The sequence below is a fragment of the Psychroserpens sp. NJDZ02 genome, from assembly GCF_004843725.1.
In the GTDB taxonomy this organism is placed as follows: domain Bacteria; phylum Bacteroidota; class Bacteroidia; order Flavobacteriales; family Flavobacteriaceae; genus Olleya.
The window spans coordinates 2,328,959-2,345,043 of record NZ_CP039451.1 but is presented as its reverse complement, the minus strand read 5'-3'; the positions used below and the strand labels follow the sequence as shown (position 1 = coordinate 2,345,043).

Annotated in this window: 15 protein-coding genes; 10 read left to right on the top strand and 5 right to left on the bottom strand. The window is 33.4% G+C overall.

What is annotated here, in order from left to right:
- Positions 1-21: 21 nt before the first annotated feature.
- A complete protein-coding gene (locus tag E9099_RS10105) occupies positions 22-621 on the bottom strand; it encodes a SprT-like domain-containing protein (protein ID WP_136583503.1) in 600 nt (199 codons plus the stop codon).
- 118 nt (positions 622-739) lie between these two features.
- On the opposite strand from E9099_RS10105, the gene E9099_RS10100 reads away from it, so the two are divergent.
- The 5 genes from E9099_RS10100 to E9099_RS10080 all read left to right on the top strand — a co-directional run bounded on the left by E9099_RS10100 (position 740) and on the right by E9099_RS10080 (position 4,774).
- Complete coding sequence (locus tag E9099_RS10100; RefSeq protein ID WP_136583502.1) at positions 740-1,306, top strand: DUF3592 domain-containing protein; 567 nt, start codon at positions 740-742, stop codon at positions 1,304-1,306.
- A complete protein-coding gene (locus tag E9099_RS10095) occupies positions 1,306-1,818 on the top strand; it encodes a DUF3592 domain-containing protein (protein WP_136583501.1) in 513 nt (170 codons plus the stop codon). The genes E9099_RS10100 and E9099_RS10095 overlap by 1 nt, the downstream gene beginning before the upstream one ends.
- A 94-nt stretch (positions 1,819-1,912) precedes the next feature.
- Positions 1,913-3,238, top strand: coding sequence for a hypothetical protein (locus E9099_RS10090; protein ID WP_136583500.1), 1,326 nt, complete (start codon positions 1,913-1,915; stop codon positions 3,236-3,238).
- Between the two features lie 97 nt (positions 3,239-3,335).
- A complete protein-coding gene (locus E9099_RS10085) occupies positions 3,336-3,848 on the top strand; it encodes a CIA30 family protein (protein ID WP_136583499.1) in 513 nt (170 codons plus the stop codon).
- Between the two features lie 86 nt (positions 3,849-3,934).
- Positions 3,935-4,774: a helix-turn-helix domain-containing protein gene (locus tag E9099_RS10080; RefSeq protein WP_136583498.1), complete on the top strand. Its 840-nt coding sequence runs from the start codon at positions 3,935-3,937 to the stop codon at positions 4,772-4,774.
- Here E9099_RS10080 and E9099_RS10075 read toward each other — a convergent pair.
- Positions 4,771-5,946 (bottom strand): dicarboxylate/amino acid:cation symporter, encoded by a 1,176-nt coding sequence (locus tag E9099_RS10075; RefSeq protein WP_136583497.1) that lies wholly within the window; start codon positions 5,944-5,946, stop codon positions 4,771-4,773. The genes E9099_RS10080 and E9099_RS10075 overlap by 4 nt on opposite strands.
- Before the next feature lie 492 nt (positions 5,947-6,438).
- Between E9099_RS10075 and E9099_RS10070 the strand changes: the two genes are divergently transcribed.
- Positions 6,439-7,941, top strand: a complete 1,503-nt coding sequence (locus E9099_RS10070) for an aldehyde dehydrogenase family protein (protein WP_136583496.1) — start codon at positions 6,439-6,441, stop codon at positions 7,939-7,941.
- A 172-nt stretch (positions 7,942-8,113) separates the two neighbouring features.
- Here the strand turns inward: E9099_RS10070 and E9099_RS10065 are convergent, their stop codons facing one another.
- The 3 genes from E9099_RS10065 to E9099_RS10055 form a co-directional block, all read right to left on the bottom strand.
- Positions 8,114-8,707, bottom strand: coding sequence for a porin family protein (locus E9099_RS10065; protein WP_136583495.1), 594 nt, complete (start codon positions 8,705-8,707; stop codon positions 8,114-8,116).
- A 42-nt stretch (positions 8,708-8,749) separates the two neighbouring features.
- Complete coding sequence (locus E9099_RS10060; RefSeq protein ID WP_136583494.1) at positions 8,750-9,514, bottom strand: membrane metalloprotease; 765 nt, start codon at positions 9,512-9,514, stop codon at positions 8,750-8,752.
- Between the two features lie 88 nt (positions 9,515-9,602).
- Entirely contained in the window at positions 9,603-10,661 is a 1,059-nt protein-coding gene (locus tag E9099_RS10055) for a hypothetical protein (RefSeq protein ID WP_136583493.1), read from the bottom strand.
- A gap of 332 nt (positions 10,662-10,993) precedes the next feature.
- Between E9099_RS10055 and E9099_RS10050 the strand changes: the two genes are divergently transcribed.
- The 4 genes from E9099_RS10050 to E9099_RS10035 all read left to right on the top strand — a co-directional run bounded on the left by E9099_RS10050 (position 10,994) and on the right by E9099_RS10035 (position 16,010).
- On the top strand, positions 10,994-11,509 hold the full coding sequence (locus E9099_RS10050) for an RNA polymerase sigma factor (protein ID WP_136583492.1): 516 nt from the start codon (positions 10,994-10,996) through the stop codon (positions 11,507-11,509).
- A gap of 52 nt (positions 11,510-11,561) precedes the next feature.
- Positions 11,562-12,473 (top strand): FecR family protein, encoded by a 912-nt coding sequence (locus E9099_RS10045; RefSeq protein WP_136583491.1) that lies wholly within the window; start codon positions 11,562-11,564, stop codon positions 12,471-12,473.
- Positions 12,463-15,000 carry a carboxypeptidase-like regulatory domain-containing protein gene (locus E9099_RS10040; RefSeq protein WP_136583490.1) on the top strand — a complete coding sequence of 846 codons (2,538 nt, stop codon included), beginning with the start codon at positions 12,463-12,465 and terminating at the stop codon, positions 14,998-15,000. Before E9099_RS10045 ends, E9099_RS10040 begins: the two co-directional genes overlap by 11 nt.
- Positions 15,001-15,080: 80 nt before the next feature.
- Complete coding sequence (locus E9099_RS10035; protein WP_136583489.1) at positions 15,081-16,010, top strand: hypothetical protein; 930 nt, start codon at positions 15,081-15,083, stop codon at positions 16,008-16,010.
- Positions 16,011-16,085 lie beyond the last annotated feature (75 nt).

Here is a 16,085-nt window from a genome sequence, read left to right as displayed (position 1 = left end):
CTGTTAGAATTAAGCCTTTACTTAATCATTAATTATATCTACCTCAGCATTAGCGTTAAACAGGTAAACCCTACCCGTTTTTACCTCAACACACTCGTGACGTGTGCGTCGTTTTGCTCCTTTTTTAAACACACGGTTATTATGTGTTTTAAAAGTTTGATGTAAAGGTACTTCAAATATAAAGCTTTTATTATTTGGAGCGTCCAATTGCTTTAAAGCTAAGGCGAGTTGTACATCTGTATCGCTAGAGGCTTTTGGGTTTATAAAATGTTTTGCTAAAGCAGGTAAAATGATCTCTGGAAACACTTCTGGATTAATAAATGGCAACATTAAGTGCTGAAAGGTATGCTTCCACTCTGCCCCGTGTGGTTTTATATTACGTCCATATTTAGAAAATGCTTCTAAATGTGCAATCTCATGTATTAGTGTAATCAGAAAACGATATTTATTTAAACTTCCATTAACCGTTATTTGATGTTTGCCATTGGGCAACCTGCGATAATCACCATGCCTTGTTTTACGTTCCTTTTTAATTAAAACAATTAAATTATCGTGTTCTAACAGTTGTAAAACCTGAGAGACTGATGCTTCTGGAATATAATGAGAAATGGTGTATTGCATTGGCTACAAAAATAAGATTTTACAAAGATTATACATCCTTGTAAGAGTAGATTTTTTATATAAAAACAATTAAGTTTGTTTACAATCTGTTTTCCGTTAAAAAAAACCACAATATTTAATGAATAAACTTCCAAAACTTTTAATAGTATTATTGTCTATAATGCTATTTATATTTTTGCTCTTAACCTTTAAATTTTTAAATATAAATTTAAAAATACTAACAGAACATCAAAAATACAATTGGAAAAAAACAGAGGCTGTAATTAACAGTATAAAGCTTATCAAAGCTCCAAATCCTGCACTTAAAGATGATCCTGATTTGTATACTGTTTTTCTAAACGATGTTTGTGAAATACAATACAGTTATCACTTTAACAAAAACCAATATACTAGTAATAATATTGGTTTTAACAAAAGACGAGATACAACAAAAAACGCTACTAATGAAGGCACCAACGAATTGCATCGTCTTTTATTTCAGAAATTACAATACCATAAAAAAATATTTATTTATGTCAATCCCAAACATCCCGAACATGCGACATTAATACAATATGACTTTGATTACAAAAAATTAGGGTCAACTATAATAACACTCTCGTTTTCATTATTACTTATTGTGTTACTCTATTTAAATTACAAGTACCCCTCTAATTATACTTCAAATCAAATTAAGCTCAAATAATGATTATTTATATTTTAACAATTAGCGGTGCATTATTACTCTTACTAGCAGTAATACAAATATATCTATCCATGCAATCGGTATTCTGGAATGAAACAGAAGGCATTATTATTGATTCACAATTTTTAACAAAGAGACAAACAGATAGCAATGATAGCGGAGGGACTTATATAACCTATAAAACTATTGTTAAATATGAATACCAACCAAAAGGAAGTCATAATACATTAATAGGAAAAAGAATATATAGAATTAACTCTAACGGTTTCACGACAAATAGAAATGAACAACATTACACCTACCTTAAACTAACCAAAAACACCAAGCTAAAAGTATACTACAACCCAGCAAACCATGCCAAATGTTGTTTAATACAAAAAACAAATTACAACATCTATTATACTTTAGTTATTGGCATTGTATTACTAGGAATTGGCTTAGGTATATACATACAACACTTAGAAAATGATGGAATATATTTACTTATAGACACCATTGAAATACTAAAATAAAACATTTAGATTTTAAAAGTTAAAGCATTTTTATACAAATCTATACTTTTGACTTCTTGATTAAACAATCATAAACTGACCACCAAATTTAATTATGACCAGACTAATTTTTATTTCACTTATACTATTTTCTACTATCTCATTAAGCCAAAACAGAAGAGGCAGTCTTAAAATAAATAATACAACCAAAAAGCAAGACGCTGTTTTTAAAGAACTAAAAGACAATAATGACGCTAATAAGTTAATGTACGTTTCTTTTCAAAAAAATCTTATGGAAGCATTAACTAAAGAACACCTCGACATTCTTCGTAACAGTACTATTAATGACACTTTAGTAATCTCGTTAGATCTAACACTTAACAAAAAAGGAATAATAACAAATCAGTACATAAAAAATTCGAGGAATAACACCCTTTTTACTGACACGAAGGTCACTGTTAAGAACTTGACATCATCCAAATTTCATATTGATAAAACAATCAAGAAAAACAGATCTTATTTCTATATTAACTACGATTTGTTGTTTACTTGGACTGACAAAAACAAATTAAACCTTTCACCTATTCTATTTGAAACCAAATACACTATTCCTAGACAATATATCCTTAAAAACAATCCTGAAAGAATCAATTTAGTATTCAAGGAATGTACTGACAAACAAGATGTAAAACTATGTTTTTATAACACCATACAAGAGGCTATATTTTTACAATTACAGAATGCGAACAAAACTATTTTATTAAACGATGCTAATGATAATATTTTATCCGTCTTTATAAATATATACGCTAACAAAAAAGATTTACTGATAAAAGACATATCCTTCCCAAATAACACTACATCCGCCAAAATAATCCAAGATTACAATAGCCTTTTTAAAGATAAAACACTTGCTCACTTAAGCAAAATCATGCCTAATAATCTAAATTATTACAGCTCTGAGTTTAATGTGTTTTTTAAACTAGACACATTAGATAATGGCACTTTAAAAATCGACAAGCTTCCTTTTGATTACACTCAAAAATTCTACAGAAATAAAACTGGAACAACAAGAAAAAACACACCTCCTATCCATCCTAATTGTGTTAATTTGGATAACAATACTGCACAATTAAATTGTTTAGACAACACACTAAAACGACTAATTAACAAACAATTTATTGTGCTTGAAAATGATAATTCAAATAATTATATCACGGACAACAGCAATGACATGAATGAGCGCTTTATCTTAAAACTATTTGTCAACAAAACAGGTGTTATAGACGTCCTTTCTGCTTACGGAGAAAAGAAGACAGAAAATCTAGAGCAAGTTATTAGTATCATTCAAGCAATTCCAAAAATGACGCCAGCTAAAGATCCAAAGGGCAATCCTGCTATAAGTTTTTTACAACTCCCTTTTAGATTAGTATATAACTAACAAAATGCTAAAAGCAATTAACAATCCTTTAATAGTATTGCCTTTTGTTACTTTGTATCTTTAATCATAATGTTTTATTATTTACAACACCCGTTTTATGACAGCAAACACAGGATTAACAGTCGATTTCGGAAAGAACAAATCAGGAGATGATTGGCGCATTGTTAATGATGGTGTCATGGGAGGCTTGTCAAAATCCAATACAACTTTATCAGAAAACAGTATGGTTTTTAAAGGCGAAATCAGACTAGAAAACAATGGCGGATTTGCAAGTATGCGCACTTTAATTACCGCAGGCGTATTAACCCGTTGTAAAACAGTTAGCATCCGCTATAAAAGCAACCACACAGATCGTACGTTTGGGGTGTCATTAAAAAATAGTCAACAGTATTATATACCATATTACAAATTTTTGTTTACGCCAAACACAACAGACTGGACGGTTTTAACACTTAACTTATCGGACTTTAAACATTACCGTATTGGTGAAATTATTGGAGATCAAATGCCAACAAAAGCTTTAGATGACGTTTTTAATATAGCGATAATTATTAGTGATAAAAAGGCAGGTGCTTTTGATATTGAAATTGATTATATAACGTTTGAGTAAGCCATCTTTTTAAAACTAACATCTTATCTTCTAATTCTAATTCTAATTCTAATTCTAATTCTAATTCTAATTCTAAAACAACATCAATGGCAATAGAAAACATACCTGAAATCTACATAAAAGATAGCACAAAAAATTCAGATTTATTCGTGTATGATTTTAAAATGAGTAATGATGTTGTTAAAAGTAAGGTTAATTTAGGGATGAATATGTTTAGCTTTTTACAAGTAGGCAAAAAACAGGTTCACTTTTCAGGTAATACGGTTGCAGTAAACAAAGATCAATCTTTACTCTTAAAAAAAGGAAATTGGCTTTGGACAGAATTACTAGATACAGAAACTATTTACTATTGTAAACTCTTCTTCTTTTCTGAACAAAAACTCACTGATTTTTTAAGCAAATACACCAACAATGTCAAACCTTACAAAGAAGAAGTCCCCTATTTTGTTATTGAAAATGACGATTACATTGCTGCTTTTATAAGCTCTCTATCTTCAAAAGCATTCGAAAAAAACAATTACAGCTCTGCTCTATTATCTTTAAAGTTTGACGAAATAATGTTATACCTACTTGATAAATATGGGAATCCATTTGAGTACTATTTACATGCTTTGATTTCAAAAGAAATATCCCCTTTTAACAACACAATAGAAAACCATATTAATTCTAATCTTAAAGTTGAAGAAATTGCTTTTTTATGCAATATGAGTTTATCGACTTTTAAACGCCATTTTATTGCAGCTTACAATAGCCCTCCGGGACAATGGTTTCAAGATAAACGTCTTCAAAAAGCAAAAGTATTATTACAGGAAGGTCATCTAAAACCTTCCGATATTTACTTAGATATTGGATACAACAATCTATCAAATTTCAGTACTGCCTTTAAAAACAAGTTTGGAATCAATCCAACAGAAATCTCTAATTAAGCACGCGCCTCTCCTTTTGTTACTTCATTAACAACCAAAGCTATGGCACCATCCCCTGTAACATTACAAGCAGTACCAAAACTATCCATTGCAATATATAAAGCGATCATTAACCCTAACATTTCTTCAGAAAAACCTAACATTGATTGTAGGATACCCACAGCTGCCATTATAGCTCCTCCAGGCACTCCTGGTGCTGCAATCATAGCTATTCCTAACACAAAAATAAATCCTGCAAAGAGTGTAAAATTAAAAGGCATGCCTTGCAAAACCATTAATGCCATAGCACAAGCAGTAATTTTCATAATACTTCCTGAAAGATGAATGGTAGCACATAATGGAATAACAAAGCCTGCTATTTTTTCAGAAACTCCATTCTTTAATGCTTGTTCTAAGGTTACAGGAATCGTAGCTGCTGAAGACTGAGTCCCTAATGCGGTAAAATAAGCAGGCATCATCGTTGCTAACAACTTTAAAGGATTCTTTTTTGTAAGAATACCTGCAATAGTATATTGAAGGAATAACAATAGAATATGTAAGGCAAAAATGACTCCAATAATACTTATAAATATAGAAAGGATTGAGAATACCTTTCCACTAAAAGACATACTTACAAATATCCCTAAAATAAACAGAGGTAATAAAGGTACAATCACGTTTTCTATTAATTGCATTATAATTTTTTGAAAATCTTTTACCACTAATTTCAAACTAGATTGTTCCTGCGAGGCAAGTCCTAAACCAATTACAAATGCTAAGACTAAAGCTGTCATGACATCTAATGCTGGCGGAATATTAATACTAAAATAAGGTAATAATTCAAGACCTGAATCAGTAATCTGAGTTGCTTCATTGACATGAGACTCTAAAAGCATTGGAAAGATATTAGAAGCTGCAAAATAGGTCATAAAGCCAGAAAACAAGGTAGACCCATAAGCAATACCGGCCGTTAGCAATAACAGCTTACCGGCACCTTTGCCTAAGTCGGAAATGGCAGGCATTATCAAGCCCATTATTATTAACGGAATAGCAAAATTTAAAAATTGCCCAAAAAAAGCATTAAAAGTTGCAAACACACGGTTTATAGATTCCGGGAGATAATGTCCAAAAACAATACCCAATACTATAGCTAGAAAAACTTTAAATAATAAGTTTGAAAATATGCGCTTCATAAGATCTACTAATTGGTACAAAAAATAATAGTTTTTTATACGTTATTTTTAAGCTCGCTAATATACAACCAATCGCAGGATTGAACATTTAATAAGTTATTTATTTAAATTTTATACGTCCATAGCTTCGCTTTATAAAATAAGATTTAACGCAGATAATATTATTACCACAAACCCTTTATTAGATCATCAATTTATGACACTTAACACCTATAAAAGGCCAAACTACTTTTATAGGTACTTCAAAACCCCACAATCAGTCCATAAAACTCTAAAACAAAAAACACTCCAATAGTAACAGGCACAAAGCCAACGCGTTACACCTCTTGCTTAACTTATTTAATAAGCAGCACAAAATATTGACCTGTTTTCATAAGTTAATGAACCATTTCAATAAATAAAGAACAAACAACCAAACTTACATTTGCACTATACTTACAAACATTAGTTTTTTGTAAGATTCAATTAAATAATAATTTAAAACATATAATTATGGCAAATGTAACAAAGCCTGTATTTAAAGAAAAATACGGGAATTTTATTGGAGGTAAATTCGTTGCTCCTGTTAACGGTAAATATTTTGATAACGTCTCCCCTGTAGATGGTAAAGTATTCACGCAAGCAGCACGTTCTTCTCAAGAAGATATAGATCTTGCTTTAGATGCCGCACATGACGCGTTTCCTGCCTGGAGTACATCTTCAGCAACAGAGCGTAGTAATATGCTATTAAAAATCGCTCAAGTTATGGAGGATAACTTCGAGTACTTAGCAACTTTAGAAACCATTGATAACGGTAAACCAATTAGAGAGTCCCGCGCAGCAGACATCCCTTACTGTATTGATCACTTCCGTTATTTTGCTGGAGTTATCCGCGCAGACGAAGGTAGTATTTCAGAACATGACAAAGACACCGTTAGTATTGTATTACATGAGCCTGTAGGTGTTGTTGGTGAAATTATCCCTTGGAACTTCCCAATGTTAATGTTAGCTTGGAAAATTGCTCCGGCATTAGCTGCAGGCTGTACTGCTGTTGTTAAACCCGCAGAACAAACACCGACAAGTGTTATTATGCTAATGGAACTTATTGGTGACATTTTACCAGCAGGTGTATTAAACATTGTAACTGGTTTTGGTGCAGAAGCTGGTGCAGCTTTAGCAACCTCAAAACGTATTGCAAAATTATCGTTTACTGGCTCTACTGAGACTGGACGCAAAGTATTACACAATGCAGCAGAAAATATTATTCCTGTAACAATGGAATTAGGTGGTAAATCTCCAAACGTATTTTTCCCATCTGTAGCTGCTCATGATGATGACTTTTTTAGCAAAGCTATTGAAGGAGCGTTAATGTTTTCTTTAAATCAAGGTGAAATTTGTACAGCTCCATCTCGAATTTTAGTACACGAAGATATTGCAGATCTATTTATCGAAAAAATGAAAGTGCGCTTAAAAGCAATCAAAACAGGAAACCCATTAGATCCTGAAACAATGATTGGATCTCAAGTCTCTAAACCACAATACGATAAAATCCTTGATTATATCAAAATAGGAAAAGATGAAGGTGCAGAAGTCGTTGCTGGTGGGAGCGCTGGTAATTATGACGGTGAGCTTTCTGAAGGTTATTATATACAACCTACCGTTTTAAAAGGACATAATAAGATGCGTATTTTCCAAGAAGAAATTTTTGGACCAGTTGTAGCATTAACAACATTCAGTTCTACTGAAGAAGCTATTGCAATTGCAAACGACACACCTTATGGCTTAGGTGCTGGGGTTTGGTCTCGTGATGCTCACGAATTATACCAAGTACCACGTGCGATACAAGCAGGTAGAGTCTGGGTCAATCAATACCATACCTACCCTGCTCATGCTCCTTTTGGAGGCGTTAAGGAGTCTGGTTTTGGTCGTGAAAACCATAAAATGGCTTTAGATCATTACCGTGTTGTAAAAAACATGTTAATCTCTTACGACAAGAAACCGATGGGCTTCTTTTAATAAAGATCTAATTATTTATATTTTACCTAAAACCTCAGAGACCTCTGAGGTTTTATTTTTCTTTTACAAGAAGATTGCGACGTCACACTTCTATGTAATGACAATCATATAAAAAACCGCTTTCAATTACATGAAAGCGGTTTTTTTTCGTGTTCTATTTTTTCCCTACAATCTAAAATCCAAATCCTACAGAAAACTGCCATACTCTATTTTTAGGAGAGCCATCATCATAAATATCTCCTAATCCCAGATGGTAGCGCACCCCTAACGTCACGTTAGACTCTGTTTTAAAACCCACTCCAAAATTAACACCATAATCAAAATTGTTTGGCTCAAACTCTTGAGACGTGTCAAACAAATTAAAATTACTATCGTATGTTTCTTTATGAGAAATAGCATAACCTATTTGTGGCCCAGCTTCTAAATAAAACGCGCTTACCGGATACAGTTTTAAAGACAATGGTAGATTTATATAGTTTAGTTTTTGCGTAAATGTCCCACCGTCAGTTTCAATTTGATACCCTTGTTGAGAGTACAAAGCTTCTATTTGGATAGACGCAAATTCTGAAATATACGATTCGCCATAAACACCAACATGAAAACCACTACGCTGTCCTGTTTCTGCATCGCCATCATATTGTACAGCAGCTAAATTATACCCAGCTTTAATACCTCCGTTAGATTTGCTTTTAAATGTTTGCTCTTGTCCGTTTACTGAAAATAGAGCACCAAAAAATAATGCCATTATTATATATTGCTTTTTCATAAGTATTTGTTTTAAGTAATAAAAATGTAATGTATGCCTTAGTTATTTCCCACCATTTGCTTGTAGATCAGCAATACATTGTGCATCTAATTGTGGTATCGTACCACCAGAGATCATGCCCATAGCACCACCACCTGTTTCGGCCTGCCAGTACATTAAGCAACTATCAACATCACAATGTTTTGGATGATCTGCATCTTCATGACTAGATTGCAACGCACTTCCTAGGTTTGTCAAACCTAAAATATGTCCAAACTCGTGTGTGATTACCGTAGACTCTAATATTGGTGTTGTATTTGTAAAAGTTCCTGAAGTTAAGTCCTCAATCGTTTCTTGATAAATCACAAAAGAGGTATTACGATAAGCAGTACCGAGCACAACACCTGTATCGGTATTACTTTCCGACTCACCATCTGCAAAAAAGGCCCAAACTGCAATTTGACTATTGTTATTATATAAAGTTCTATTAGCATCTTCTATAACGGTTATTTCTTCGTTAGAATAAGGAGATTGTCCTGGAGATGCGATTGCTCGTTTTTCTACGGTGATTCCGTTTGGCTTATCCGTTCTAGCCTCTAAAAAAGCAACAAAATTATTTACTGCTGTTTCTGATGGTTCAAAACCTTCAACATAAACAAGCTCCACAACTAAGCTAGAAAAGGAGGTATCCGACAATAAATCGTTTGCAGACACTCCCACAGATAATTTATTAGCTTGTTCGTTATTACTAGAATTGGATTGCGTATCATCACTACTACATGATAACAACACCAATAACACTATACTTAAAACGCTTATCTTTTTCATCTTTATCCTTTTGTTTTTAACGGTACTGCTACACCGTTAAGTATAGCAGCACTGTTAAAAGTAATACTAACCACTTAACTTAACGACTTTATATTTGAGTTAACACTAAAGTTAACGCTGCATTTGTTGTGCTTTGTAAAGAAATTGAAGTACTATTAAAACTAGTCACTGTCCAGTTTTGGTTTAATAAATTAAACGTTGCATTTCCTGCAAATGATAAATTTAAAAACACTTCTGTCTCTGATGTTACTTGATACGTCCCTTGTACATCCTGTACTGTTGCACTTACTACATTATCCGCAACTACTGATAAATCATTAGCAAAATCTATAGTAAACTCGGCAAAATCAATAGCCGTATCAATACCCGCATCAATAACCGTTTCTACCTGAAATACACCATCAACTAAAATTGCTTCTAATTCATCTGCATCATTTTGCGCTTGTGTTTCTAAATCTTCAATACCTAAACAATCTGTAATGGCAGCTTGCAATTCGGCATCACTATTAAAAGCAACAGACTGTGTCGTACTACTTTCTACAGTTGCTGTAATTGGGTAATTAATTGCAAATAACTGGTCATTACCAAAGTCATTCATATACGTATATAATGCTTGTTCGGTTTCCACAACAACACTACCCGTTTGCTCTAAACTTAAACTATATGTTAGAATAGTGATAGGAAAATCAAACGTTACGCATGATATTGCAGATTCGCCTGCTGCTTCCAAATCCTCACAAGCTCCAATAATCTCGTCATAATCCGATTGACTAGCAATAACAACCTCTGTATAATTACTAAGTGTTACTGCAAATGGAAACTGTAACACAACAGTATCATCATCCGTATTAAATTGTGCTAAAATATCAATAACTTGTTGGTAATCCGATTGACTAATAATAGACACTTGTACGCCATTAACCGTTGCGTCAACTGGTAATATTACAGATGCACATGACATATCATCCAAAAAGTCATCAAAAGACCCATCATATGCAGAAGCACGTTCTAGATTTTTTGCTGTTTCAGAATTGGCCGTATTTGTATTTGGGTTATTTCCGTTTTCGTTATCAATTTCATCTTGACAAGATGTAAGAGATAATATTGAAGTTAAAAATAACGCTGTAAATAATTTTAGATTTTTCATAATTTAAAAGTTTGTAAAGTTAATTCTTCTTTTTCTGTTTTGTTAATTTCTTTTTGATAGCAATTTTTTCGCCTGTCTATAAGTAAGACAACTGGCTTATTTTTTACCCTACCCTAAAATGTTAAATAATTGATTTATAATATAAATTGAAGCTGCAAAGCTTGATAATAGTATGATCACTAAAAAGGTTTCTACTATTGTGATTAATTTTTCGGTTTCCATTTCATATCTTTTGGATTAATACGACCTTAAGACAACACAAAATAATTTTACCCTACTTTTACAAAAAAATAATTCCAAAAAAAGAAGTATTGAAACGCTTAACCTAATTTATGATTGACAGTAAAAACAACCTTTGCGAAGAAAATTACTTCAGTAATTTTTATTTAGAGCACCTCCAATCGGCGAGCAACTTTGCCTATTATAAATGCGGAGATTCTGCAAAAGGTTTAGATTTAGTACAGGACGCTTTTTCTAAAATATGGGAAAATTGTTCTAAAATAGAGTTCACAAAAGCAAAGACGTATCTGTTTACCTCTATTAATAATATGTTTTTAAATACCATCAAACATAATAAGGTGGTTATGGATTACGCCAAAGCAGCACCTTATATAGATCAAGACAATCAAAGTCCAGAATACTTATTAGAAGAAGAAGAATTTAAAGTGAAACTACAAAATGCTATTGCTTTATTGACGGATGGACAGCGTGAAGTGTTTTTATTAAATAGAATTGAAGGCAAAAAGTATCGTGAAATTGCTGTACTATTAGACCTCTCTCAAAAAGCGGTTGAAAAACGAATGTCTGCTGCCTTAAAAACATTAAAGCAACACATAGAAAACATTTAATAAAGTAGGGTAAACTAGTATTTAATTGTCTTAAGATTGAAGGATTTATAAAATGAAAGAAGAAAACAACATATTAAAATGGTTTAATAATGACTTGTCTAAACAGGAGCTTGACGATTTAAAACAATCCGAAGACTTTAAAACTTTAGAAAAAATCAAGCATTATAGTGCACAAATGCAAGCACCAAAAGTGGAGGCACAACAGGCATTAGAGGCCTTTAAAAACAGAAAACTAACCAAAACAGAACCTAAAGTCATTCCGTTGCACTTTAAAACCTTTTTTAAAGTTGCCGCTATGGTTATTGTTTTATTGGGCGTATCCTACTTTGCTTTTTTTAATAACACGACCAATTTTACCACACAAATTGCAGAGACAGAAACGTTACAGTTACCAGATCAATCCGAAGTTATATTAAACGCAAAGTCTAGTTTATCTTATAATAAAAAAACTTGGGATGACCATCGCGATTTAACTTTAGACGGAGAAGCCTTTTTTAAAGTTAGTAAAGGCCAAAAGTTTACGGTAACCACGGACGCCGGAATTGTACAAGTTTTAGGGACACAGTTTAACGTCAAAGAACGTGACCACTATTTTGAAGTCATTTGTTACGAAGGTTTGGTTAGCGTCACCCATAATAATAAAACTATAAAATTATCAAAAGGCAAAGGCTTTAAGGTGGTTAATGGCGATATCGAATTAATAGACAGCGATACTACCACAACACCATCATGGTTACAAGCCGAAAGTAGTTTTAACAAAATAGCATTACAGGAAGTCATTGCAGAGTTAGAGCGTCAATACGATGTGACTATCAAGGCAACCGCTGTTGATATCACGCAATTATTTACAGGTACGTTTACACACAACAATTTAAATACCGCATTACAATCCATTACAATCCCTCTTAAAATAAGTTTTAAAATTGAAGGAAAAACAGTCACATTTTATAAATATGAAGGGTAATTTCTGGCTAACCTGTTTTTGTTTAGTATTGGTTACTGTCAGTTTTAGTCAGACAGACAAACTGCCGCTTGCAGACTACATTAAAACGCTCCAATCGGAATTTAATGTCAAGTTCTCTTACGCGGTGGAGGATGTTGCTAATATTATAATTTCAAAACCTGATACCGTATTAAATCTAGACGACACGCTGGACTATTTAAACGCTAATACACTTTTAAATTTTAAGACTATTGACCAACGTTACATTACGGTTTCGGTATTAGAAAAAACAATTTCTATTTGCGGTACGGTCTATTCTGCAACAGCAAACCAAAGCCTATTAGGCGCTTCTGTAGTTATAAAAGGAACCACCAAAGGGACTACTACAAACTATGATGGTCAATTTCAATTTAAAGATCTGCCATTAAATGCTACGCTTTCAATTTCTTACTTAGGGTTTGAATCCCAAGACGTGCTTGCTAAATATTTTTTCTCAGACAGTGAGATCTGCAAACCCGTACGTCTGATTGAAAATAACGAAATGCTTAACGAGGTATTAATCACCAAGTATCTAACCACGGGTTTACAAAAACTAATGGACGGAAGTCTGTTATTAAACACAGAACAATTTGGCATTTTACCAGGATTGATAGCGCCTGATATTTTACAATCTATACAAGCCCTTCCAGGAATAGAAAGTGTTAATGAAAGCATTGCCAATATTAATGTAAGAGGTGGTACTAACGACCAAAACCTTATGCTTTGGGATGGTATTAAAATGTACCATTCGGGACACTTTTTTGGATTAATATCCGCTTATAACCCCAACTTAACCAACAAAGTTGTGGTTACCAAAAACGGAACAAGTAGCCAATATAGCGATGGTGTCTCTAGTACCATTACTATGTTTACAAAAGACGAGCTTTCCCATACTATCTCCGGAGGTGCTGGTATAAACTTAATAAGCGCGGATGCTTTTTTAGAATTACCGATTACCAAAAAACTAGAGTTACACCTTTCCGGAAGACGGTCTATCACAGATGTATTTACCACACCGACTTACGATAATTATTTTGAAAGAAGTTTTCAGGATAGTGATATTAATACCAACGCTAGTATTGCAAATAGTAACACCCAATCCGATTTTGTGTTTTATGACTATTCCGCAAAAGTAGTGTTTGATTTAAATAAAAAACACAAGTTTAGAGCTAATGTTATTGGTATTAATAACACTTTAGATTATGCCGAAAGTATTACTGATAGCGAAAACACAACCACTTCAAAAACTAGTAACCTCTCACAAAACAATTTAGGTTACGCCGGAAATTGGCAAGCACAATGGACCGATAAATTCTGTACTATTGTGGCAGGAAGCTACTCGCAATACAATGTAGATGCTTCAGACTTACGTGTCCAAACGGAGCAACGTTTAACACAAGCTAACGAGGTTTTAGAAACTGGAGTCCAGCTAAAAACCCAGTGGGCAATAACTAGTAATCTATCCTTTTTAAATGGTTACCAGTTTGACGAAATCGGTATTTTAAACGAAACCACAGTTACAGCACCGTCCTATAATCGTACTAAAAAAGACGTATTACTTAATCACGCCTTATTTTCTGAAGTCGAATACAATAAAAACAATACTTATTTCAGGATCGGAGTCCGTGCCAATTACTTTCAAAAATTTGACCTGTTATTAATTGAACCTCGCTTAAATATCAGACAAAAACTAAATAATCAATTCGCTTTAAAATTGGAAGGCGAATTTAAAAATCAGTCTGCCACACAAATAGTAGATTTTCAAGATGATTTTCTAGGTGTGGAAAATAGACGTTGGATCTTAGCGGATAATGCAGCCATACCAATCTCTAAAAGCAAACAAGCCTCCTTTGGTGTCGATTTTAAACAGCATAATTTTAATATTGATGTGACTAGTTTTTACAAAGTAGTAAATGGTATTACCGCCATAAACCAAGGCTTCTATAACAACTTTCAATACCTCAACGCGACGGGTAATTACACCGCAAAAGGTCTCGAATTTTTAGCCAATAAAACGGCTGATAATTTTAGCACTTGGTTAAGTTATACGTATAGTATTAACGATTACGAGTTTACAAGTTTTACGCCTTCCATATTCCCAAACAATGTTGATATCCGACACTCCGTATCCTTGGCGCTTAACTACACCGTATTAGACAACTTACAACTCTCCCTTGGCGGAATTTGGCGTTCTGGGCAACCCTACACTAAACCATTGGAAGCTAACCAAACCGTTAAAATTAACAATGATTACTATGTCAATTACGACCAGCCCAATAGTAATAACGTCGCTCCCTTTTTTAGGATCGACACCTCTATTAGTTACGATATAAACCTATCGGAGCAAACTAAATTTACCTTAAGAGCAGGTGTTAGAAATCTGACGAATCAAAATAATATAATCAATCGCTATTTTGAAGTCGATCCAGAAGACACCAACCAAACGATTGAAATCAACAATAAATCTTTAGGCTTAACGCCGAACGTTAGTTTGCGTGTTAGTTTTTAATGGGTTACCTTTCTAAATAGCAAACGGCCATCACAATAAAACCGTAAGCTTACAGACTAATAATCCATATACCTTTTAAGATGAATAAAACCCTAACACTACTCCTCCTTCTTTTAACAATAACGTCTTGTAAAAACAACAGCCCCCAGGAAACGTCAATCACAGTTGAAACTCCTGATTATATAGAACTTATAGAAACCGATTACCAACTGTATAAACCAACACAAAAAGCCAAAGCGGTACTAGTGCTTTTTGGAGGCTTCCCTGAAACGGCAGAAGACATAAAAAGAGAATTTAAAATTCTTGACCTTGCCAAACAAAATAATATTGCTGTTATTTTTTCTAACTACAACAAAAAATTATGGCTAGAAACACAAGAAAAACACCAACTGGCCTCTCAAATACAAAAGATTATAGTCGATAACCAATTACCAACAAACGCCATTTATATTGGTGGATTTTCTAGCGGTGGTGTGGTAAGCCTCTTGTTAAGTGATTTTATAATCGGTTTAAAACAGTATTATATTGATCCAAAGGGCGTGTTTATTGTAGATTCTCCAATAGATTTAGCAGCGTTATATACCTCATCAGAAAAAAATGTGAAACGTACAGATCCTAATATTTCCAATGAAGAAAGCCAATGGATATTAAACACATTAACCGATGCTTTTGGTCATCCGGATCAAAATCTTGAAAACTACCAGAAACATGCTGTTTACACCTCTAGAAGTAATTACACCAATAACCTAAAACGCTTAAAAAACACCAAAATCAGACTCTATACTGAGCCGGATACACTTTGGTGGAAAACCAACCATAAGGCAAATTACGACCAACTAAATGCTTATTACATTAAAAAGCTATCTCAAAGTTTAGAAGCACAACAATTTAAACATGTCGACTATATTCCGACGACTAATAAGGGCTACCGATCAAACGGAGACAGGCACCCACATAGCTGGTCCATTATTGATACAGAAGATTTGATTGATTGGATTTTAAAGGATTAACCTCCCCACAATCAACCTCAACCTCTACCCCAAAAACCAAGATCAATCCGACATGCAAACTAACCTAAAATAGAC